Source organism: Dyadobacter fermentans DSM 18053 (genome assembly GCF_000023125.1).
Classification (GTDB): Bacteria; Bacteroidota; Bacteroidia; order Cytophagales; family Spirosomataceae; genus Dyadobacter; species Dyadobacter fermentans.
The window spans coordinates 2,499,475-2,521,547 of the sequence record NC_013037.1 but is presented as its reverse complement, the minus strand read 5'-3'; the positions used below and the strand labels follow the sequence as shown (position 1 = coordinate 2,521,547).

The window sequence follows — 22,073 nt, the reverse complement described above, 5'->3', positions numbered from 1 at the left end:
GATTGTTTGTTTCTATCAAATTTCAAGTCAGATGCGCTATCCTCTTTACATTTATCTTGTGTGTTTCGGCATTGTTTTTCTATTCACCGGCTGTGAGTACAAGAAAAATAATTCGGTTAAGGTAACGATTGATTATCCCAAATTGGCCGGTGATACTGTTTCAATCGGTCGGGTTAATATGGTGGATGTTTCAACCATTGAGTTGGGCAAAGTGCTGCTGGATAGTGCCGGGAAAGGGGTGGTTGAGGTGGAAGTTGAAGCGCCGGTATTTGCACATATCAATGGAAAGGAATTGGCAGCGGGCATTTTGATTTACCCTGGCGATGAGATCGAAATTGCCCCATCCGCGGCGGGAGCGAGGTTAGCAGTACAGTTCAGAGGCGATGGTGCAGCGGTTAATCAGGCTTTGAATGAAACCCAGCAAATCAGGAGCGAATTCGAGAAATGGAACGGCACTTACTACTTCCAACTCAATTCGGAAGACTTTCTGGCGGCCAAGGATTCACTGCAAAAAAGTTACGATCATTTATTCTCAAAACTGAAATCCGATACGCAGGTTTCGGCGGAGCGACTGGCTCTTCTGACGCATCAAACCGGTATGCATGTTGTTTCTTATCAATACAATTTTGCGATCGGAAAAGATACATCGGAAATCCCGGCGCAGGTGAGAAGAGTAGTTGAGCATCTGCCGATCGATACCGTTGCGTTGCAATCCGGTATGTTCGACTATTCACTGGTTGCCTCGCAGTTTTTTCAGCATCGTATCAACAATGCCGTATACGAAGAGAACGATCAAATGGACAGTGATAGCCTCGAATCCATTTTTCCAATGATGGTCGAAAAGAAAATCAAGGCCAATGAATATCCGAAACCAATCGAGGATTTCATCAGGGTGAAAAGTGCGGACGTCCAGATCAGATTGAACGGACTTTCGCCCAACATGATAACACTGGCTAACACCATCGAAAAGGAAGTTGCTTCGGAAGAGCTCAAAAAGGTGATTCGCGAGGATGTCAGCCGTTGGGAAAAGCTGGGCCCCGGGAAGCCCGCGCCGGATTTTACCGGCACGACGCCTGATGGTAAGAAGCTCGCGCTTTCGGATTTGCGCGGGAAAATTGTGTACGTCGACATTTGGGCGACTTGGTGTGGGCCATGCGTGGGCGAATTTCCTGAGTCAAAAAAGGTGCACTCGGAGTTTAAAGAAGATGATCGGGTCGCTTTTCTGTATGTCTCCATCGACAGGGATACCCTGGCATGGAAGAAAATGGTGGCAGCTGGCAGAGTTCCCGCCGGCCATCACATGCTTACCAGCGCCGACGCTCCCGAATCTGTCTGGAATCTTTATCATGTGTGGGGCATTCCGCGCTACTTGCTGATCGACGCGCAGGGCCGCATGGTAGCGACCCATGCTGTGCGGCCGTCGTCGGGTAATGTGCAGGGTGAATTGCGTAAATTGTTGAGCAAAAGTCGTATAGCGCAAAAGTAGGCCTCTTTGCAAATCTAACAAGCCGCCGCCAGCCCAAACTCTGCCAGCGCCCTGGGGAAATTCCGGCCCTCGTGGCCTGAGCGGCTGAGTTTTACTAATGCAAACCGTTCGAGCACATCGAGCTGCATCCACTGGTGCGCCGAAATGACGGGGCAGTTCCATTCCTGGGCCTTTTCGCGCACTTCCGCGGGTACCTGCGTATGCACCCACGCGGCGTCGAGCGTTTTGAGCAGGCTGGGCACTGTGCTGGTATATTTCCAAACCAATGCATGCACAAAATCGGCGTAGGCGTCAATCTCCTCTTGCGAATGGCAGGGTAGTTCTGCCAGTTCGTCCTTTTCGTGGTAATTGAGTCTGGCCCAATCGGCGAGTTGCAGTTTCACGCGGCAGGTGTCGAGCTTGTACCGCACGATCATCGGGATGCAGCGCAGGCTATCTACAAAATCGCTTTCGAATGCGAAAAAGCGGGTTTCGATGGCGGTTATGGTGTTCATGGTCAGGCTGGTTCGAGGTGAGTGAAGCGGGTAAGTTCAACGGGTACGAAATCTGCCTTGGCGGCGTCGCAGGTAGGGCAGCAGTAGGCGGCCGGAAGGTCTTCGAAGGCGGTCCCGGGTGGGATATCGCCGAGGATGTCGCCAAACTCGGGATCATAAATAGTCATGCAATCGGGGCATTGGTGCGCGGTCTTCACCGGTCTGACGGCCGTTTTGGCTTCATCGGGCTCGGACAGCATAGTTTTCAGAGTATCCCTCGATCGCTGATTGTTAAACCGCCTGCAAAGACGTTCCAGCTGCGCAGGCAAATGTATTTTGAATAAGCCCTTTTCAAACAGCACTTGCGTGCGGCTGTTGGGGTTGAAGTTTTCGGTATAATAAAGGTCATAAACGCTGAATACCGGCAGCTGGCCGATCCGCAGCAAGGGCCGTTTCCGGATCAGCACCGAGCCGAAAACTTCCGATTTCGGGCGGGTTTGAATGCCGAAGCAAAGCCCGAAAGTCCGGGTGTCGTTTTTGGAAAAATGCCGGATCAGTTCGTTTTTCAGTTCGGCACCGTCGCCATTGTGGTCCTCCGTTTGCCAGGCCAGTTCGTTGGCGGCGTGGCGGACATTGATATTATGTTTACCCAGAATATTACTCCAAGACTCACGGTATTGATCCTCAATGCCTTTGATAACCAGCGATTTCCAGGGCGTAGCGCAAATTTCCCCGACGCGGGTGTTCAGGCATAATGTGCACACGTCCAGCAAAAAATCGATCGAAAACTCCTCATCGCGTCGATACAATCCCAGCCAGGTGCGCGATTCATAGCGATTGAACCCTTCGTAATAGGGCAGCGAAAACGAAGGCAGTTCGAGATCCTGCTGGGCCGGTTGGGAAACATAACGGATTCGCTCGTTCACGGCGGCTTTCAACGCGTTTTCCTCATTTATTTGCTCGTCCAGCATGCATTCGTCCATCACCCTCGACAGCCGCCCGATTTCGTTGGTGTAAACAAGCCCATCCCACTTGAAAACCGTGTTGGTTTGCTTCAAACGCACATACAAATACCAGAAATGCGGCTCGGGAGAGGAAATGAAATTGAGGTTACCGGTAAAAAACGGCGTAAAACTCTGGTTCGAATCGGAGATATTGATCTTCAATCCGGGCTTCCAGCTGGCTTCGAAATCAAAACTATCGAGCACGGAATGGTACTCGCTCGCATTGAGCCATTGCCCGGTCCGGAAAACCTCCTCGCCGCAGTACGAACTCACGATATTAGGCCGACGATCGGTATTGACCTCGTAGAAAATGCCCAGCTTTTTAAAATCACTCTCCAAAAACCGCATATCCTCGTAATGCACAGTCATAAGCAGCTGCTGTCGCGACCCGAACCGTACATTGCGTACATTCGCATTCCACGCCGCCGAAAGAATGTCTTTCAGATAGCCCGGCGAAGCAATGCCCCCCGGCAGGTTGATTTTGATATGATAGTAGTCGCGCATGGTCGAAACGAGGTTTATGATAAGGTGACTCCTCCGGAGTCTGCGATTATGTGATATCAGGTCGTTCTATAAACAGGATGCCGCTCTGCGGCCAGGCGTTTGCGCCCCGGAGGGGCATTCTGTTTACGGCAACTATTATGTATTCAGTGGCTGTGCTATAAACGGGCTGCCGCTCTGCGGCCAGGCGTTTGCGCCCCGGAGGGGCATTCTGTTTATAGCAACAAGCATCTGTCCCGACGTGCGGCCCCGGCGGGGCCTCCTGCCCGAACTACAATGCTACCAAACTATTTTCCAACGCCTTTTCCAAAATAGACCGCACCTCCGGCCGGCATGAGCCGCAGCCCGTCCCGGCGCCCGTCGTCTGGCAGAGCTTCTGGAAATCGCCGCAGCCGCCGGCAATGGCATTTTCCAGGTTTCCTTGTCCGACATTGTTGCAGGAGCATACGAGTTTTCCCATCATCGGCTCGGCTTTCTGGCTCGCGCGGAGGAGTTGCAGGCGTTTTTCCGAAAGTTCGACGCCGCCCGAGATGAGGTCGCGGAATTCCAGGAATTCGTTTTTATCGCCTATCAGGATCGCACCTACGAGCTTGTCGCGGTGCACGATGCATTTTTTGTAATAACGCTTTGATTTATCGATGAATACGATTTGCTCATAGGCCGGATCGTTGGCCGGGGCGTCGGTCATGCCGATGCTGCACAAGTGCAGACCGTCCATTTTCAGGATGTTCATCGAGGTGCTTCCTTTGTACGGTTGCGAAATGTCGCCCGCGAGGTAGTTGGCGATCACTTCGGCTTGCTGTTCGGCGGCGAGGGTAATGCCCCACATTTGTCCGTTCCATTCGGCGATTTCACCGGCCGAGTAAACATCCGGGTCGGAAGTTTGCATGTAATCGTTCACTACCACGCCGCGCTTGCATTCAAGGCCGGTGTTTCTGGCGAGGTCGATGGTCGGGACGGTGCCGATAGCCAGTACAACCACCTGACAATCAATCTTCCGTCCCGATTTCAGCCTGATCCCTTCCACGGTGTCCGAACCCGAGAAGGTAGCCACCTCATCATTGAAATAACATTCGATTCCCCGGTCGAGCAGCTCCTGGTAAAGCAGTTCGCTCGCGAGCGGGTCAAGCTGGCGCTCCATAAAACGGCCGCTGCGCTGGATCACGGTCACTTTTACGTCCATTTCGCGGAATGATGCCGCTAATTCCAGCCCCAGAATTCCCCCGCCGACGATCACCGCGTGCGGGTCGGGCTGTTTCAAAAACGGCAGCAACGAGTCCGCATCGAGCCGCGAGCGCATATTGAAAATGCCGGGCAGGTTGGGCACGCCTTTCGGCATGAACGCCTTGCTGCCCATGCCGAGGATCAGCTTGTCGTAATGGTGTTCAAATCCGTTGCTATCGATCACGGTTTTGTGTTTCCGGTCGATGTGCATGATACTTACGCCCTTATGCACGGTAATGCGGTTTTCGGCAAACTGGTCCTCGCGCAGCTTCACGAGCTGTTCCCAGGTTTGCGAGCCGCTGATGTAATCGGGCAGCATTACCCGGTTATAAAACGGATATATTTCTTTGGAAAAAACATGGATCTCATCGTTCGCATTGAGCTGGCGGTAGGCATTGATAAAGCCCAAACCAGCCGATCCTGCGCCGATAATGATGATTTTTTCAACTGGTTTTTGATACAATGCTACCTGCACAGCCGAAAACTTGAAATCCGGTTCTTTGGATTTCGGGTCAACCAGCGGGCTAGTGAGGTTGTTGGCGCGCACGAGGTTGCTACCCAATATTTTTCCCCAATGCATGGGCAAAAAGCACAGCCCTTTGCGGACATCCGTGGTAATCTGCGCCTTCACACGCACTTCCCCGCGACGGCTGCTCACCGTCACCAGACTGCCTTCCTGAATGCCGCGTTCCTGCGCGTCGACGGGGTGAATTTGCAGGAAAGGCTGGGGAATATGCTTGTTCAATTTCGCGACACGGCCCGTTTTGGTCATGGTATGCCACTGGTCGCGGATTCTTCCACTCGTTAAAACCAATGGGAACTGGTTATCCGTCGGTTCGGATGTGTTTTCATCCGGTACGGCATGGATTTGCGCTCTTTTATTTTTGGTATAAAACTGATGGTCGGTAAAAAGGCGTTTGGTGCCAGGCTGGCGCACTTCTGCGGAACGCTCGGCATCCAGCGACGAAAGCGGCCATTGGACGCTGCGTTTTTCTTTCAGTAATTGATGGCTTACGCCGGTTACGTCAATGGTCGTTCCTTTGGTAACCTTCACATATTCAGCATACACATCGGCATTGGTTTTGTAATTAAATGCTTTTTCAAAGCCCATTTTCTGGGCAAAACGCCAGAGGATTTCCGAATCGGGCAGGGCTTCTCCCGGCGCGTCGAGCACTTTGGGAAGATAGGTAATGCGGCGTTCGGCGTTGGTCATGCTGCCGTCTTTTTCCAGCCAGGCCGCCGCGGGCAGTACCACGTCGGCGAAATGCACGGTGTCGGCGCGGTTAGAAACGTCCTGCACCACCACAAAACGCGATTTTTTCAATGCGCTTTCCACGGCATTCATGTCGGGCATGCTCACCAGCGGGTTGGTGTTGATGATCCAGATCGCTTTCAGTTTGTCATCGGCCAATGCTTCGAACATTTCGGTAGCGGTAAGGCCGGGCTTGTCGGCAATGCGGACGGGCGTGTTCCAGAATTGTTCCATTTCCTCGCGGTGGGCGGCATTCACCACCTCGCGGTGGCCCGGGAGAATGTTGGCAAGGCCACCCGTTTCCCGACCGCCCATGGCATTCGGCTGGCCGGTCAACGAGAACGGCCCATTACCCGGTTTGCCGATTTTACCGGTAATCAAATGCAGGTTGATGAGCGAAAGGTTTTTGTTTACCCCGATTACCGATTGGTTCAATCCCATGGTCCAAAAGGAGAGAAAGCCTTTCGAACGGCCGATCCATTCGGCGGCTAAGGCAATGTCGGCGGAAGGGACACCACAAATGTCGGCCGCTTCCGCCAAAGTGCGCTGCATTACTTGTAGCCGGAATAATTCGAAACCATCGGTGTGGTCTGCAATAAACCGCTCATCGAGGTAATCATTTTCGATCAGCAAACGACCGATCGCGTTGTTGAGGACAATGTCGGTGCCCGGGCGGATCTGCAAATGCAGGTCGGCCGAGCGGGCGGTGTCGGTTACACGCGGGTCCACGCAGATAATTTTGGTAGCCGGATTCGCCGTTTTATGCGCTTCCACGCGCCGCCAGATAATGGGATGGCACCAGGCCGGGTTAGCGCCGGTTACATACATGACATCGGCCGCTTCGATGTCGTCGTAGCAAACGGGAACGCTATCCTCGCCCAGTGACAGCTTGTAACCCACCACCGCCGAGCTCATACACAGGCGGGAGTTGGTGTCGATATTGTTGGACCCGATGAAGCCCTTGATCAGCTTGTTGACCAGGTAATACTCCTCGGTGAGGCATTGCCCGGAGACATAAAATGCCACCGAATCGGGCCCGAATTTTTTGATTAATGTCTTAAAAACAGCCGCTGTGCGTTCCAGCGCCTCGTCCCAGGTCGCGCGCTGCAAAGGCATCGAGCGGTTGAGCCGCACCTGCGGATACAGCAGCCGGTCCGACTGGTCCATCACCGTGTAATGCAGGTTCATGCCTTTGGAACACAGCATTCCTTTGTTCGACGGATGCTCCTTATCGCCTTCCAGGCTGAGCTGGCCGTTACTTTCTTTCGTCACCACGACCCCGCAGCCCACGCCGCAGTAACAGCAGGTCGATTTATAGGATGTTGGGGATGGCTTCATTTTAATGAGTGACCGGGTCGCCGGTGCGATGAGTGAATGTTGAATGAGTGAATGGGGCGGCGGCCCGGAGGGGCATCCTGTTTATAGCAAATCATTTTTTGGCAATCGTTTTTGGCCCGGAGGGCCATCCTGTTTATAGCAAAATCCATTTCTTCGCAATCGTTTCGGCCCCGGCGGGGCCACCTAGGCGGGGCCACCTAGGCGGGGCCACCTAGGCGGGGCCACCTGGGCGGGGCCACCTGGGCGGGGCCACCCTGGCGGTTTAATAGCCTTTCGTCAGGCGACTCCTCCGGAGTCTGGCGACGCTTTGGTATTTCTCGTTGCTATAAACGGGCTGCCACGCTGTGGCATTCTTTTGCGAATGATCCTGAATCCATTTCCATTGATTTCAATCTGCGGGCCTTGGTGGCTCTATCGGGATCGGATTTTTCTCCGTTTCTGATGATTTGAATCAACTGACGTCGGGACGATCTCTCTCGATACTTTTTCATTCATTCCCGTTCAATTAGCCTGCGGGCGGCATTATGCTTCTACCGGCTCCAATTGGCCTGTTTCCGCTGTCACCGTCTGTTCCTTTTCAAAGTTGATCAATGCGACGATTGCGGCGATGCAGGCGATGGCTACCCCAATGTACATAAATGCTTCCGAGTAGGAAATTGCGCTGGATTTGAACAGGAATCCTGCCAGCACCGCGCCCACATTACCGCCTGCGCCTACGATGCCGCTCACCGAGCCGATCGCTTTTTGATTAATAAAAGGCACAATCGCATAAGTAGCGCCGTTGGCCATTTTCAAGAACATTGCGAAGCAAAGCATGGTAATCACCGCGCCAACAATGCTGCCGCTCTGCGCGAACAATGCGATGCCGATCCCTTCGAGCACGAGCAGGAGGGCGAGCAGGCGTCCTTTGCCCAGCATTCCCCATTTGTTACCAACCTTATCCGCCACGATTCCGCCGATGGCCCGTGCGAAAATGTTCATAAATCCGAATGCACCAGCCAGGATACCCGCCGTTTCCAACGAGGTGTTAAAGTTGTCGAAAAAGTACAATGCAGCCACATTATCAAAAGTGATTTCAATCCCAAAACATGCTCCATAGGCGAGGAATAAGGCCCAGGTGCGCGGATCGCGCATGGCGATGCCTAATGTGCCTTTTGTTTTGGCAGCTTTCGGGTTAGTGATCGCCAGGTCTTCGAAGTTGCCAGCCGGGGTGTCTTTGGTGAAGAAATAATATACAAATGCAAAGATCAGCAACGCTACACCCGGAATGACCATCGCGATCCGCCAGGCCGATTCGGGCAGGTAACCTGCGCCCACGAATGCTGCGAAAACCAATGGCATGACCATGTTCGTGATCCCGCCGCCGAGGTTACCCCAGCCGCCAGCCACCGCATTGGCCGTTCCGACAATTTTCTTATCGAACATGACCGAAGTATGGTATTGCGTCACCACAAATGAAGCGCCGATCACGCCGATGGCAAGGCGGAAGAGCAAAAAGCCTTCATAGGAGTCCACCAGGCCGACTGTCATCACCGGAATGGCGCCGAAACCGAGCAATGCAGTGTAAGTTTTACGCGGGCCCCAGGAGTCGCACAGCTTGCCGATGGCGATGCGGGCGATGACCGTGGCGGCTACGGAGGCGATGATAATGTTACCGATTTGCGGCTTGGTGAGGCCTAGATCCGCTTTAATGACCGTCATGAGCGGGGCCAGTCCGAACCATCCGAAGAAACAGAGGAAGAACGCCATCCAGGTCAGGTGGAAAGTGCGCATTTGCACGCCCTTGAAGCTGAATATGTTGAGTTTTTCAAGCGGCTTATTGGTCGTTTCCATAGTAATAAGAGTTTGAAAGTGATGGTTGTGACAGACTTATTTCAGGAATTCAGGTTTGATATTGATCATCAGGTAGGCCCAGTTGGACATTTTCTGCGGATTTTTCACGCCCTTCACCTGTGCCAGACTGTTGGTCGAGAAAAAGGCGCAGTAGCCGCCCTGGAAGCTGATGCTTTTCGTCAGGTTGTAATTCGCGATAATGTCGAGTTCTTCGCCGAAGCCGGATGAGAGCTTCTGATTATCAGCAACGCGCACGGTGGCTGCGCTGGAAAAATGGTGCAGATCGGTGTTGAAGGAAAGCTTTTCGGAGGCTTTGATCGTGGTATTAATGTAAAGGTCCGAAAGTCCGCCCTTGCCGAACGCATTAGCCGCATAGAAGTAATCCATTTGTCCCCAAAACTTGTGCGGCGTGCCGTAAAGCGGGTCGAACGTGTGGTTTTTCGAGGAGCCGGACACTGTGCCGGAGGTGTAGTCGAAGCCGGGACCAATGGAAAATACCCGGTTCATCGCATACATCCCCCGGACAGAATACATATAGGCGCTCAGCGACGCACCGTCTTTGTCTTTCCCTGCCTGGTAAAACGCATTGGCGGTCAATGTCCAGTTTTTGCCGATTTTAGTTTGCAGATAGGGCCCAAACGTCACCCGGCTCCGCACACCGTCAGCCAGCTTTTTTACACCCGCCGTATCCAATGTATATTTTTGAAAATCATCCTTTACAGCCAAGAACGAAGCATTTCCACTCTTTAATTTTTTACCCAAATACAAAAACTGCAATGACTTGTACATCGTCCCGATCCCGTTCGTGCCGGCCGGATAACCTATGGGCACACCGTCGTACAAAGTGCCGGTTTTGAACTCACGGTTTTGGTTATACGCAACGCCCAGATGCGCAGTAAAACCATTAAAACCGTACTTGATCAAAGCCGCATCATGCCGCCGGGCCTGTTGCAGCCAGTCGAGATTGCCGAGCACGCGGCTGTCGTCGTAAACAAATTCCTGCCGCCCGATCTTCAATGCGAACTCTTTTCCGAGCTTGGTCTGGTTGGTATCCAGCAGGCTGATTTCCCCCCAGGCTTCGTGCAGCATGAGCCCATTGAGGGCCGAGTTGGTGATGCGGTTGTTGGTAGAAGCGTCCTGCCCCCACACGCGCACATCCTGCACAGCCACGAAAAACTGCGTCCGGTAACCCTTGTAGCCTGCATTCAGACGGGTACGCTGGGAAGTGAAAAAGGCCGGCTTTTCCCCCTTGGAAAGCATCGTGCCCTGTCCGTCAAGCAACTCCGTCCGGGTCCGTAACTGACCCGAAAGGCTGAACTGCGCCATTGTTCGCATCGGTGCCAGCAGGCCGGTCCCGATCATACCCAGCAAAAGGAGAGCTCTTTTCATTGTGATTATGTTTAGGTTGGAGTGAAAGCAAGCGGGATCAAAATGCCATCTGCATGTTTTGCAGGTATTCCAATGCGTAAGCGGGGCTGAGGGCCACTACTTCGCCCATCACCATAATCGCCGGTGTGCCAATGCCGCTTTCGCGTACAAGCCGCGGCATTTCCCAAACCTGTCCCACCACACTTTTCTCGTCCGACCGGGTGCCGTTCTGGATCACCGCCATCGGCAAATGGCCGCGTCCGAAGTGTTTGTATAGCGCACAAATCTCTTCCAGTTTATTCAAACCCATTAAAACGATTACCGTTGCTTTCGACTGGGCTGCCAGTCGGAGATCGTCTGAAAGCTCGCCGTTTTGTGTCGTTCCGGTGATCACCCAGAAGCTCTCGCTTACCCCGCGGCGCGTTACCGGAATGCCCATTGAGGCAGGAACGGCCGTGCTGCTGGTAATGCCCTGCACGATGGAGCACGGAATGCCGTGGTCCTGCGCGTATTCCATTTCCTCATGACCGCGACCGAATACAAACGGATCGCCGCCTTTGAGCCGTACCACATGGCCACGCTTGCGGGCGAGACGCACGATGAGGCCGTTGATCTCATCCTGCGAGAAGGAAGGCTTACGCACTTTTTTGCCGACATACATTTTGAGTGCGTGGGCTGGGGCAAATTCCAGGAAAGCCGCGTTGGCGAGTTCGTCGTACAGGACCACATCCGCAGTTTGCAATGCACGTATGCCTTTCAGTGTGATCAGTTCGCTGTCGCCGGGGCCGGCTCCTACCAGTGTCAGTTTCGCTTCCATCTCTTATATATAATAGGGTGAATATTAGAAATGTACTATATATAGTATTTTGTAACTATGGTTATTATAGGCTCAAATTTACTAGCCAAATTTTATAAAACAATCATTTTACCAAAAATTATGTTTGTTTTTGGCTATAAATGCGAATTAAAAGTTAGGAATTACAAAAAACACGATTTATATTTGACTTATCGAAAAAGTGATAACACGCACATAATATTGAAATAATACAATAAAATAATCACGTTTTCACAAATCAATAGTTATTATTTACTATGAAAGCTGTTTCAAACACCCGGATCGTCGTAGTTGGTAATGGTATGGTGGGCTACAAATTCTGTGAAAAGCTCCTCTCGCGAAAAAAAGAAGGACAGGAATTTTCCATCACGGTATTCGGCGAAGAGCCCCGTGCTGCCTACGACAGAGTACATTTGAGCGAGTTTTTTGCAGGGAAGTCGGCAGATGACCTTTCCATGGCCGGAGTAGACTGGTATGCAGAAAACGGGATACGGCTGTTTTTGTCCGATCCCGTGGTGGACATCGACCGGGAGGAGAAACTGGTGCGTTCACACCATGGACATATAGTATATTATGACTACCTCATCATGGCAGCCGGCTCTGGGGCATTCGTTCCGTCTATTCCGGGCGTCGAGAAGGATGGGGTGTTTGTGTATCGTACCATCGAAGATCTGGAACTGATCCAGTCTTATGCCAAAAAGGCGAGAAAGGGTGCCGTGCTCGGCGGCGGTTTGCTGGGCCTGGAAGCGGCCAAAGCATTGCTGGACCTCGGTTTGGAAGAAGCGCATGTGGTGGAATTTGCTCCGCGACTGATGCCGAGGCAGATTGACGATGCCGGTTCGCGCATGCTGCAAAGCCAATTGGAATCTCTTGGTTTACAAATACATTTATCCAAAAGCACGCAGGAAATCAAAGGCGACGACCGCATTGAAGGCATGCAGTTTGCCGACAATAGCTTCCTGGACGTGGATATGCTCGTGATTTCCGCGGGTATCCGCCCGCGCGACGAAGTGGCCAAAATCGCAGGCCTCGAAACGCACCCACGCGGCGGCATCATCGTCAACAACCAGCTCCAAACCTCCGATCCATTCATTTTCGCGATCGGGGAATGTGCATTGGCGCACCATATGATCTACGGCCTCATCGCGCCGGGCTATGAAATGGCCGACGTGGTGGCGACCATGCTGACCGGCGGAGAAAAGGAATTTCTTCCCTACGACATGTCGACCAAGCTGAAACTCATCGGCACCGACGTGGCGAGCTTCGGAGACCCGTTTGTAGAAGAGCCGGCTTGCCGCACGATCCGTTATGAAAATAAGGCTAAGGGCATTTACAAGCGCATTAATGTAAGCTCCGACGGCAAAACTTTGCTAGGCGGTATCCTCGTAGGCGAGGCCGAGCAGTACAACATGCTCCTGCAAACCTGCAAGAACAAAACCATTCTCCCGCCCGATTCCGAAGACCTGATCCTGGGCTCCCGCGGGGGCGAGGAAGCGGGCGCAGGCGTAATGAGCCTCCCCGACGACGCGCTCATATGCTCGTGCGAGGCCGTTACCAAAGGCATGATCTGCCACGAGGTAGGTGAAAACGGACATCATACCGTGGATGCATTGAAAAAATGCTGCAAGGCCGGTACCGGCTGCGGCGGCTGTATCCCGATGGTGAAAGACCTGATTTCGGGGGTGATGAAGGAAAAGGGCGTATACGTACGGAATGTCATTTGCGAGCATTTCGACTATTCGCGCCAGGAGCTGCTCGATTTGGTAAAAATGAATGGCCTGAAAACCTACGGCGCCGTGCTCGACCATCACGGCAAAGGCGATGGCTGCGAAGTGTGCAAGCCGCTGGTGGTCTCGTTGCTGGCCAGCCTCTGGAATGAAAATATCCTGGCAAAAGACCGCGCCGTGGCGCAGGATTCGAACGACCGCTACCTGGCAAATATTCAGAAAGGCGGCACATATTCCGTTGTGCCGCGGATTCCTGGCGGTGAAATTACGCCTGAGAAACTGATCGTGATCGGTCAGGTGGCGCAGAAATATAATTTGTACACCAAAATCACCGGCGGCCAGCGTATCGACCTTTTCGGCGCGCACCTGGGCGACTTGCCGGACATTTGGGAAGAGTTGATCGACGCCGGTTTCGAAAGCGGCCATGCTTATGGTAAATCTTTAAGAACCGTAAAAAGCTGCGTTGGCTCCACCTGGTGCCGTTTCGGCGTGCAGGATTCGGTGTCGTTTGCGATTGAAGTGGAGGACCGTTACAAAGGCCTGCGCTCACCGCATAAACTGAAATCTGCGGTTTCGGGCTGCGTGCGTGAATGTGCCGAGGCGCAAAGCAAGGATTTTGGCATTATCGCTACCGAAAAAGGCTGGAACCTGTTTGTGTGCGGCAATGGAGGCTCCAAACCGCAGCACGCCCAACTGCTCGCAACGGACGTGGATAAAGAAACCTGTCTCCGCCTCATCGACCGCTTTTTGATGTTTTATATCAAAACCGCCGACCCGCTTACCCGGACCGCTACATGGCTCAACAAAATGGAAGGAGGCATGAATTACCTCAAAGCGGTGGTCGTGGACGACGTGCTGGGCATCGCAGGAGAACTCGAACGCGATATGCAAAACCTGATCGACGTCTATAAATGCGAATGGCGCGAGGTGGTGGAAAGCCCCGAGCTCCGCAAACGCTTCACGCACTTTGTGAACACGCCTATGAAAGACCCCAGCATTACGTTCGCGGACATGCGCGAGCAAAAGCGGGCCACCGAATGGGCATAACAAACCATTCACTCATTCAATCATTCAATCATTCAAAATTGATATGGAAACGATCACTGACACAATCAATGCAGTAACCTGGCACATGGCATGCTACGTCGACGATATCCCTGAGGACGGCGGCGGCTGTGCGTTTATCAGCGGCAAGCAAATCGCCATTTACAATTTTTCGAGAAGGGGAGAATGGTATGCTACCGATAACCAATGCCCGCACCGCCAGCAAATGGCACTGTCGCGCGGGATGATCGGCAGCCAGGGCGAAGAACCCAAAGTGGCTTGTCCTTTTCATAAAAAAACGTTTTCATTGCAAACCGGACAGTGCCTCAACGACGACGAATACCGGATCAACACTTTCCCGGTGATGGTGAAAGAAAACCGCGTTTACGTCGGATTGTGATCGTTGCAGGCGCGGATTAATGCCGGCTTTCAGAAAATGGAAAGACTTGACAAACGCGTAGCCGGCAATCTCACGCGGTTTTATGTGGTGGCATTGTTTGTGGTGGCGTTGCTCACGGTGAGCGGCTTGTTTCTCGTCAGGCGCACCATCCGGAACCTCAACCACGACAGTCGCATAGTGAATGTCGCCGGGCGGCAGCGGATGCTCAGCCAGCGGCTCACCAAGCTCGCGATATTGAAAGTGAATGGAATAGACCACCGTGACTCGGTGCAGTTCAATGCGTTGCTGGCATTGTGGAAGGATAGCCACGAAGACCTGGTATCGAGGCGGCTTCCGATCGAAAATGGTTTTGTAACCTGGAAAAGCCAGCCGCTGGATACGATGTTCCAAGAGCTGACCCCCGTTTTTGACCGCATTCACAACAACCTGCTCGTGATCGACCGCGACAGCGTGGCCGTTTCGGACAAGCAGAATGCCCTCGCGGAAGTACTCGCCGCCGAGCCGCAATTTCTTTCCCAAATGGACCGGATCGTGTTCCAGTTCGATAAGGAGAGTTTCGAAAGGCTGGAAAACCTGGAACGGATCGAGTGGATTCTGGATCTGATGACGATACTCGTGCTCGTGGCCGAAGGTTTGCTGATTTTCAGGCCGGTGGTGAACACGACGCGCCGCGTGGTGCGGATGCTTACGGAGTCGGAGGATGCATTGCAGCTTTCCAATCAAAAGTTAAAAGAAGCTAATAGCCAGCTGGTTGAAACGCAAAAAGAGCTGTTGCGGCTGGAAGAGGAGAAATATGAACTGCAACTCGCCGAAGACCGCATCAGGGCAGGAGCGCTGATAGAAGGGCAGGAGGAGGAGCGGAAACGGTTTGCATTGGAACTGCATGATGGCATTGGCCAAATGCTGACGGGACTCAAACTACACGCAGAAAAACTAAAAGCCGTACAATTTCACGATGAAAAGCACCAGAAACGCTTCGAACAGCTGGTGACGCTCATTCAGGATATCATTCAGACAACCCGGCAGATTTCGTTCAACCTGATGCCTTCCGTGCTGAGCGACTTTGGGCTGGCGTCGGCATTGAAACTGCTTTGTCAGCAAGCCGCCGACCTGTCGGGTATCCGCGTCGAGTTTGAAGGTGAAACCGGCGAGCGCATTTTTATGTCGCGACCGATGGAGATCGGGCTGTACCGGATTGCCCAGGAAGCATTGAACAACGCCGTCAAACATGCGAATGCAGATCGGATCAAGATAAAATTGGAACAAAATAAGAATCGCATCGTTTTGGAAATCGCCGATGACGGAAAAGGATTTTTAATTAGTAACTTAAAGTCAGAAGGCCAGTTCCTCACCCGCAACGGCATGGAGAACATCCGCACGCGCACCCAGCTGCTCAACGGCGAAATCGAAATTGTTTCAAAGGTGCACAGCGGCACGAGACTGGTCGTTCAGGTTGATTTATAATGACTTGTTACTGATTAAGAAGTACTTATGCCCATTCGGATTTTAGTTGTAGACGATCATTCGGTAGTGAGGCAGGGCATTATCACCCTGCTCGAAGACGAAGAGGACCTGATCATTGCCGGCGAAGCTTCGGACGGCGACGAGGTTTGGGATATGGTTGAGAAAGTAAAACCAGATGTAATCCTGCTCGACCTCACCATGCCCCGCATGCCGGGCCTTGAAGTGATCAGGCAGATTGTGCCCGTGTTCCCGTCTGCTAAAATCCTGGTGTTCAGCATGCATAACAACACGGACTATGTGTTGTCCTCGGCCCTGAACGGCGCTTCGGGCTACCTCGAAAAAGACACGAGCCGGGAGGAAATGCTCCGGGCAATCCGCGCCATTGCCAAAGGCGACTTGTATTTTCCCCCTTACGCGTCGTCGGTGATCATCAAAAACCTGCTCAAACAACTTGCACGCGTGCCCGATACCCGTGCTGCGCAGGAGGAAGTGCAGGAGAAATCCATCTGGAAAATCATCACACCGCGCGAACAGCAAATCCTTAAATGCCTCACCGAGGGCATGAGCAGCAAGGATATCGCCGAGAAATTCGATATCAGCTCCAATACCGTCGCCAACCAGCGCGCAAGCATCATGAAAAAGGCCAATGTGAGAAACACGGCGGAGCTGATTAGTCTGGCTATGAAGTAACCGATGGCCTGATTTTTATATTGTCCAAAGCAAATTCACGCAGGCTTCCTGCCCGAAGCCGTTACCAAACTTGAAGATGCGATGGACAGGAAATACACCTTCATATTCGCGCTGATGCTGTTTTGTACGGCATTAATGGCGCAAAACCCGGTAAAAAATGCCGGCAACAGGGACCAAAAATCTAAAAAGATCGTATTCATCACCGGTCCCGACAGCCACGGAAAAGGCGAGCACGAGCACAACGGCGGCAGTACATTGCTGGCCAAAGCACTCAACGATAGCCTGCCCGGCGCAACAGCGGTGATCGTACGCAACGGCTGGCCGGAGGACGAATCGGTGCTGGACGATGCGGATGCCGTTATCTTTTACCTGGATGGCGGCGGTACCGACCACTTGGAGCTCGTGCATGAGGCCAAAATGGAACAGCTCGTGGCAAGAGGCATCGGGATTGTGAACCTGCATTTTTCCCTCGAAGTCGACGCCCGGGCGGGCAGCAAGCAGTTTTTGAAATGGATAGGAGGGTATTTTGAAACCAACTGGTCGGTAAATCCTGTGTGGGAGGCCAGTTTTGCCAGCTTTCCCGATCACCCGGTCGCCCGCGGACTGAAACCTTTCAGCATCGTCGATGAATGGTACTACCACATGCGCTTCCCCGCGGATATGAAAGGCGTCACACCCATTTTGAAAGCCCTGCCGCCCGAATCGACCCTGAAACAGCCCGACGGCACGCATTCCAACAACCCGGCCGTTCGCGAAGCCGTCATTACCCGCAAAGAAATGCAAACCCTCGCCTGGGCCTTTGAGCGCCCCGACGGCGGTCGCGGCTTCGGGTTCACCGGCGGCCACATGCACAAGAACTGGCAAAACGACAACTTCCGCAAACTGGTACTAAATGCCATCGCCTGGTCCGCTAAAATGGATGTTCCTGCCGAAGGGGTGCCTTCGGCTACGCCTACTGATAAAGAGTTGGATGCGCTGACGAAGCGGGTGAATTAACCTCGATTTCAACGAAATTGAGCGTAGTGCTTGCGAATTCGATTTCTTTAAATTTACTTTGTCTATCAAATAAGTAGATTTTGTTTGTTAGCCACCAGCAAACGGATCAATTTCACAATCTTTTCGAATATGAAATCGATGGATCGTTATGCTTCGCGCATCAATGTTATGCCTATGGTGGGCCCTTCCCATTATCCTTTTGCAGTCGCGCCCTGTTGCTGTTGTTGATAGGTCTTCGAAGGTAATCACAATTGCCTCATACTGATTTTCACCCTATTACATTTTATCAATATGCTGTGGCCGGAGCCGTCCGCAGTTCCAAACATTTTCATTATGAAAAACTTTAAGTCTATCTTCATGGCAGCTGGCCTTGCGCTTGCCGCATTTTCCAATGCATCGGCGCAGGAGTCCGGCGAGAACAAGGTGGTCGTTACCGGTGTGCGTTTTGCTTATCCACTGGTCGAGAAATGGATCAAAGAATACACCGCTGCCAATCCAAAGGCGCAGATCGTGATCGAGACACGTACGATCACCGATCCGGCCAAATATGACCTGCTTATCGAAGCCTATTACCAGGACAAGGAGGTGAAGGACACGCGCGAGTACATTTCGATCGGAAAGTATGCGCTGCTGCCGGTAGCGAATGCAAAATCGGCTTTTGCGAAAGAATATGCCGACAAAGGTCTGAATGAAAAGACCTACAAACAGATTTTCTTCCATGATATTTACGCGCAGAAAGACAAGTCGCTGACTACCGAATACACGATTTACACACGCCTGCAAAAGGCCGGCGCGCCGCTCACTTTCGCCAGGTATTTCGGTTACGAGCAGCAGAATATCAAGGGCAAATCCATCGCTGGTGCCGACGAGCATTTGATCAAGGCACTTTTGAAAGACGAAACCGGAATCACCTACACCACGCCCGGCCTCGCCTACGACCTCCAAAGCCGCAAGCCGCTGGAAGGCCTCACGATCATTCCCGTGGACCTGGATGGTAATGGGCGCGTTTCCAAAGAAGAGAAGGCCCTGGAAAACCTCGACCAGGTGATCGCGACGCTGGAAGCGGAGAAAGTCAAAAATGTGCCGGTTGAGAACATTCATTTTTCAATTGCCAAGAATAATTCAAATCCGGAGGCTAAAAAGTTCCTGCTTTGGGTGGCGGCCAACGCCGATAAAGACCTTCACCAGTTCGGCTACCTGAAAGCCGACGCCAAAAGACTGGCCGACGAAAAGGAGAAACTGGAAAGATTTCAGGCTGTAAAGTAAGGTTTGCACGCCAGCGGGCACGATTGATATTGTGCCCGCTTTTTGTTTCAAAGCATTTGATACACCACCACATACCGATAATTAATATGCTAAAACAATACATGACCAGTGTGTTGCTAATGGCGTTCGCTTGCCTGGCGCCGGCAGCATTTTCCCAAAAAAAGCCGAACGTGATCGTGATATTGGCCGATGACCTCGGCTATGCAGACCTGGGCTGTTACGGAGGTGAAATCCCGACCCCAAACCTCGACAAGCTGGCACAGAGCGGCGTTCGGTTTACCAATTTTTACAACACCGCCCGCTGCTGCCCCACGCGGGCGGCCCTGCTCACCGGCGTTTACAGCCACCAGGCGGGGATCGGCCACATGATGGACGACAAGGGCGCTGACCATCCCGCATACCGGGGGCAGCTCAATCATAACAGCGTGACGATCGCCGAAGTGATGAAAGGCGCGGGCTATTTCACGGCGATGAGCGGCAAATGGCACGTCGGTCACCAGCACGGCGTGTACCCCTCCAACCGAGGCTTCGATCGGTCGCTGCACGCGCCTGCGGGAGGTTTTTACTATGCCGGGGGTAACAATGCGAAGCTTTTCCTCAACGGACAAGAAGTTACGAACGACTCGACCGCATTACCCAAAGACTGGTATTCGACCGATCTTTGGACGAACTACGGCTTGCGTTTTATCGACGAGGCGCTGGCTGAAAAGAAGCCGTTTATGCTCTATCTGGCCCACAATGCACCTCATTTTCCGTTGCAGGCACCCGAAGAGGACATTGTAAAGTTTCGTGGCAAATACCTGAAAGGCTGGGAAAAACTCCGTCAGGAGCGATATGAAAAGCAAATTAAACTGGGACTGATCGACCCGTCCTGGAAGTTGCCGCCGATCAACCCCAATGTGAAGCGTTGGGATAGCCTTAGCGACGATGAAAAGAAGCGATATGACGACATCATGGCCATTTATGCTGCCGTGATCTCGCGTCTCGACAAAAGCATTGGTGACCTGGTGGATGGCTTGAAAAAGCGAGGTGTGTTTGATAATACCGTCATTCTGTTCGTATCCGACAACGGCGGCAATGCGGAGCCAGGCATCGAGGGGCGTTACCAAGGCGACAAGCCGGGGAATGCCAAATCGACCGTATTTCTGGGCCAGGGCTGGGCGGAGGCTGCATGTACGCCGTTTTGGGCATACAAACACCACACGCACGAAGGCGGGATTTCGTCGCCGGGCATCGTGTCGTGGCCTGCGGGCATTCCTACTTCTCGAAATGGCAAGTTTGAGCGCCAACCGGCTCATATCATTGATATTATGGCAACGCTCGTGGATCTTGGAAATGCGGGCTATCCCACCACTTATGCCGGGCAGCCGATTCAGCCGATGGAAGGTGCGAGCCTGAAACCCGCTTTCACCGGAAAGCCTATCAACCGCAAGAACCCGATTTTCTGGGAACACGAAGGTAACCGCGCGATCCGCGATGGCAAATGGAAACTTGTGGCGGAAAAAACGGAGAAATGGCAGTTGTACGATGTGGAGCAGGATCGCACAGAACTGAACGACCAGTTTGACAAACAACCCGATGTTGCGAAGAAGCTGGTAGCGAAGTACGAAGCATGGTACAAGCGGGTTGGTGCTGAGGAGTATGACAAGACTTTCAAATGGTTTTATGATTACAACAAAGCCAAGCAGGAGCCGGGAGCGGCAGGCAATGGGAAATAGTATTTAATCCAAAGACAATGATAAAACTGACAAAACACTACGCCTTTCTCGGCACCATCCTGCTCGCCGTGTGGATCGGGACGTTTCCTGCATTGGCACAAAAGAAGAAGTTCAATGTCTTGTTCATCGCAGTCGACGACCTCAACAACGACCTGGGAACATATGGTAACACCTTCGTGAAATCGCCAAACATCGACAGGCTCGCCAAGCGCGGTGTCCGTTTCGATAAGGCGTATACGCAATTTCCGTTATGCAGTCCCAGCCGCTCATCGCTGCTGACCGGCCAGCGGCCGGATATGACCAAAATCTACGAGCTGCAAACGCATTTCCGTAAAAACCTGCCCGACATTGTTACATTGCCGCAGCTCTTCAAGAACAACAATTATTACAGCGCGCGGGTAGGGAAGATATTCCATTACGGCGTTCCCAGCCAGATCGGAACCGATGGGCTGGATGATCCCGAGTCGTGGAGTTACAGGGTGAATCCGAAAGGCCGTGACAAAACGGAGGAACCGTTAATCAAGAACCTCACGCCCGATCGTGGGCTTGGAAGCGCGTTGGCGTGGCGTGCCACCGAGGGCACCGACGACGAGCAAACCGACGGGTTGATCGCCAGCGAGGCCATTAAAATCATGACCGAAAAGAAAAATGAGCCATTTTTTCTGGCAGTCGGTTTTTTCAGGCCGCATACACCTTATGTTGCGCCGCAAAAGTATTTCGATATGTACCCGGTGGATAAAGTGCCGTTACCAAAAGAAATACCAAACGACCTCGACGATGTCCCGGAGGCGGCATTATTCACCAAGCCACCGCATTGGGGACTCGATGAGGCCAAACGCCGTGAAGCTCTGCGGGCCTATTATGCTACGATCACATTCATGGATGCGCAGGTAGGTAAGCTGATCGACGCGCTGGATAAACTGAAACTGGCCGAAAACACCATTATTGTCCTTTGGAGTGACCATGGCTACAATGTGGGGCAGCACGGTCAATGGATGAAGCAAAGCCTTTTTGAAAACTCGGCGCGCGTGCCGTTGATCATCTCTGTTCCTGGCGGCACGAAAGGAAAGGCATCCGGCCGCACGGTGGAGTTGGTTGATATTTTTCCAACTTTGGCGGAGTTGTGCGGGCTTGATCCGAAACAAAACCTGCAAGGCAAAAGTCTTACGCCGTTATTGAAAAATCCCGCTGCGATTTGGGACAAGCCAGCTTACACCCAGGTGCGGAGAGGGCAGATTTTCGGCCGCAGTGTGCGCACTGAGCGTTTCCGCTACACCGAATGGGACGGTGGCAATGCGGGTGTTGAACTGTATGATCACCAAAAAGATCCTGGCGAATTCACCAACCTCGCCAAAGACAACAGTTTTGTGATTACGGTAAACGAATTGGCCCTGTTGTTGAAAAAGGGTTATCCCGAAGCACAACATCCGGAAGGTAAGTAATGGTGTAAAAGC

General features: G+C 52.6%; 15 protein-coding genes. 9 read left to right on the top strand and 6 right to left on the bottom strand.

Annotation, left to right across the window (positions count from 1 at the left end):
- The first annotated feature begins 31 nt into the window (after positions 1–31).
- Positions 32–1,486 carry a TlpA family protein disulfide reductase gene (locus tag DFER_RS10165; RefSeq protein WP_015811540.1) on the top strand — a complete coding sequence of 485 codons (1,455 nt, stop codon included), beginning with the start codon at positions 32–34 and terminating at the stop codon, positions 1,484–1,486.
- A gap of 14 nt (positions 1,487–1,500) precedes the next feature.
- Here DFER_RS10165 and DFER_RS10160 read toward each other — a convergent pair whose 3' ends face one another.
- The 6 genes from DFER_RS10160 to cobA form a co-directional block, all read right to left on the bottom strand.
- Positions 1,501–1,980, bottom strand: coding sequence for a nitrate reductase associated protein (locus DFER_RS10160; RefSeq protein WP_015811539.1), 480 nt, complete (start codon positions 1,978–1,980; stop codon positions 1,501–1,503).
- Positions 1,981–1,982: 2 nt separating this feature from the next.
- Complete coding sequence (locus tag DFER_RS10155) at positions 1,983–3,467, bottom strand: rubredoxin (RefSeq protein ID WP_015811538.1); 1,485 nt, start codon at positions 3,465–3,467, stop codon at positions 1,983–1,985.
- A gap of 268 nt (positions 3,468–3,735) precedes the next feature.
- Positions 3,736–7,278, bottom strand: coding sequence for a nitrate reductase (locus DFER_RS10150; RefSeq protein ID WP_015811537.1), 3,543 nt, complete (start codon positions 7,276–7,278; stop codon positions 3,736–3,738).
- A gap of 522 nt (positions 7,279–7,800) precedes the next feature.
- Positions 7,801–9,111, bottom strand: coding sequence for a NarK family nitrate/nitrite MFS transporter (locus DFER_RS10145; RefSeq protein WP_015811536.1), 1,311 nt, complete (start codon positions 9,109–9,111; stop codon positions 7,801–7,803).
- Between the two features lie 36 nt (positions 9,112–9,147).
- Positions 9,148–10,500, bottom strand: a complete 1,353-nt coding sequence (locus DFER_RS10140) for an alginate export family protein (protein ID WP_015811535.1) — start codon at positions 10,498–10,500, stop codon at positions 9,148–9,150.
- Between the two features lie 37 nt (positions 10,501–10,537).
- Positions 10,538–11,296: a uroporphyrinogen-III C-methyltransferase gene (gene cobA / locus DFER_RS10135; protein WP_015811534.1), complete on the bottom strand. Its 759-nt coding sequence runs from the start codon at positions 11,294–11,296 to the stop codon at positions 10,538–10,540.
- A 275-nt stretch (positions 11,297–11,571) separates the two neighbouring features.
- Here cobA and nirB point away from each other — a divergent pair, with 275 nt between their 5' ends.
- The 8 genes from nirB to DFER_RS10095 all read left to right on the top strand — a co-directional run bounded on the left by nirB (position 11,572) and on the right by DFER_RS10095 (position 22,061).
- A complete protein-coding gene (gene nirB, locus DFER_RS10130; protein ID WP_041734917.1) occupies positions 11,572–14,088 on the top strand; it encodes a nitrite reductase large subunit NirB in 2,517 nt (838 codons plus the stop codon).
- 43 nt (positions 14,089–14,131) lie between these two features.
- On the top strand, positions 14,132–14,485 hold the full coding sequence (gene nirD, locus DFER_RS10125; RefSeq protein WP_015811532.1) for a nitrite reductase small subunit NirD: 354 nt from the start codon (positions 14,132–14,134) through the stop codon (positions 14,483–14,485).
- Positions 14,486–14,521: 36 nt separating this feature from the next.
- The gene (locus DFER_RS10120; protein WP_015811531.1) at positions 14,522–15,949 is read left to right on the top strand and encodes an ATP-binding protein; all 1,428 of its coding nucleotides are present in this window, start codon (positions 14,522–14,524) and stop codon (positions 15,947–15,949) included.
- Between the two features lie 27 nt (positions 15,950–15,976).
- The gene (locus tag DFER_RS10115; RefSeq protein ID WP_015811530.1) at positions 15,977–16,639 is read left to right on the top strand and encodes a response regulator transcription factor; all 663 of its coding nucleotides are present in this window, start codon (positions 15,977–15,979) and stop codon (positions 16,637–16,639) included.
- An 81-nt stretch (positions 16,640–16,720) separates the two neighbouring features.
- Positions 16,721–17,635, top strand: coding sequence for a ThuA domain-containing protein (locus tag DFER_RS10110; RefSeq protein WP_015811529.1), 915 nt, complete (start codon positions 16,721–16,723; stop codon positions 17,633–17,635).
- A 333-nt stretch (positions 17,636–17,968) separates the two neighbouring features.
- Entirely contained in the window at positions 17,969–18,901 is a 933-nt protein-coding gene (locus tag DFER_RS10105; RefSeq protein WP_041736295.1) for a hypothetical protein, read from the top strand.
- A gap of 86 nt (positions 18,902–18,987) precedes the next feature.
- Positions 18,988–20,619 carry an arylsulfatase gene (locus tag DFER_RS10100; protein ID WP_015811527.1) on the top strand — a complete coding sequence of 544 codons (1,632 nt, stop codon included), beginning with the start codon at positions 18,988–18,990 and terminating at the stop codon, positions 20,617–20,619.
- A gap of 17 nt (positions 20,620–20,636) precedes the next feature.
- Complete coding sequence (locus DFER_RS10095) at positions 20,637–22,061, top strand: sulfatase (RefSeq protein ID WP_015811526.1); 1,425 nt, start codon at positions 20,637–20,639, stop codon at positions 22,059–22,061.
- Positions 22,062–22,073: the final 12 nt, after the last annotated feature.

Coding starts and splice junctions, on each gene's coding strand:
- DFER_RS10105 (WP_041736295.1), top strand. CDS start 17,969: ATGAAAAACTTTAAGTCTATCTTCATGGCAGCTGGCCTTGCGCTTGCC.
- DFER_RS10150 (WP_015811537.1), bottom strand. CDS start 7,278: ATGAAGCCATCCCCAACATCCTATAAATCGACCTGCTGTTACTGCGGC.
- DFER_RS10145 (WP_015811536.1), bottom strand. CDS start 9,111: ATGGAAACGACCAATAAGCCGCTTGAAAAACTCAACATATTCAGCTTC.
- DFER_RS10115 (WP_015811530.1), top strand. CDS start 15,977: ATGCCCATTCGGATTTTAGTTGTAGACGATCATTCGGTAGTGAGGCAG.
- DFER_RS10110 (WP_015811529.1), top strand. CDS start 16,721: ATGGACAGGAAATACACCTTCATATTCGCGCTGATGCTGTTTTGTACG.
- DFER_RS10120 (WP_015811531.1), top strand. CDS start 14,522: ATGGAAAGACTTGACAAACGCGTAGCCGGCAATCTCACGCGGTTTTAT.
- nirD (WP_015811532.1), top strand. CDS start 14,132: ATGGAAACGATCACTGACACAATCAATGCAGTAACCTGGCACATGGCA.
- DFER_RS10095 (WP_015811526.1), top strand. CDS start 20,637: ATGATAAAACTGACAAAACACTACGCCTTTCTCGGCACCATCCTGCTC.
- DFER_RS10140 (WP_015811535.1), bottom strand. CDS start 10,500: ATGAAAAGAGCTCTCCTTTTGCTGGGTATGATCGGGACCGGCCTGCTG.
- DFER_RS10165 (WP_015811540.1), top strand. CDS start 32: ATGCGCTATCCTCTTTACATTTATCTTGTGTGTTTCGGCATTGTTTTT.
- cobA (WP_015811534.1), bottom strand. CDS start 11,296: ATGGAAGCGAAACTGACACTGGTAGGAGCCGGCCCCGGCGACAGCGAA.
- DFER_RS10155 (WP_015811538.1), bottom strand. CDS start 3,467: ATGCGCGACTACTATCATATCAAAATCAACCTGCCGGGGGGCATTGCT.
- nirB (WP_041734917.1), top strand. CDS start 11,572: ATGAAAGCTGTTTCAAACACCCGGATCGTCGTAGTTGGTAATGGTATG.
- DFER_RS10160 (WP_015811539.1), bottom strand. CDS start 1,980: ATGAACACCATAACCGCCATCGAAACCCGCTTTTTCGCATTCGAAAGC.
- DFER_RS10100 (WP_015811527.1), top strand. CDS start 18,988: ATGCTAAAACAATACATGACCAGTGTGTTGCTAATGGCGTTCGCTTGC.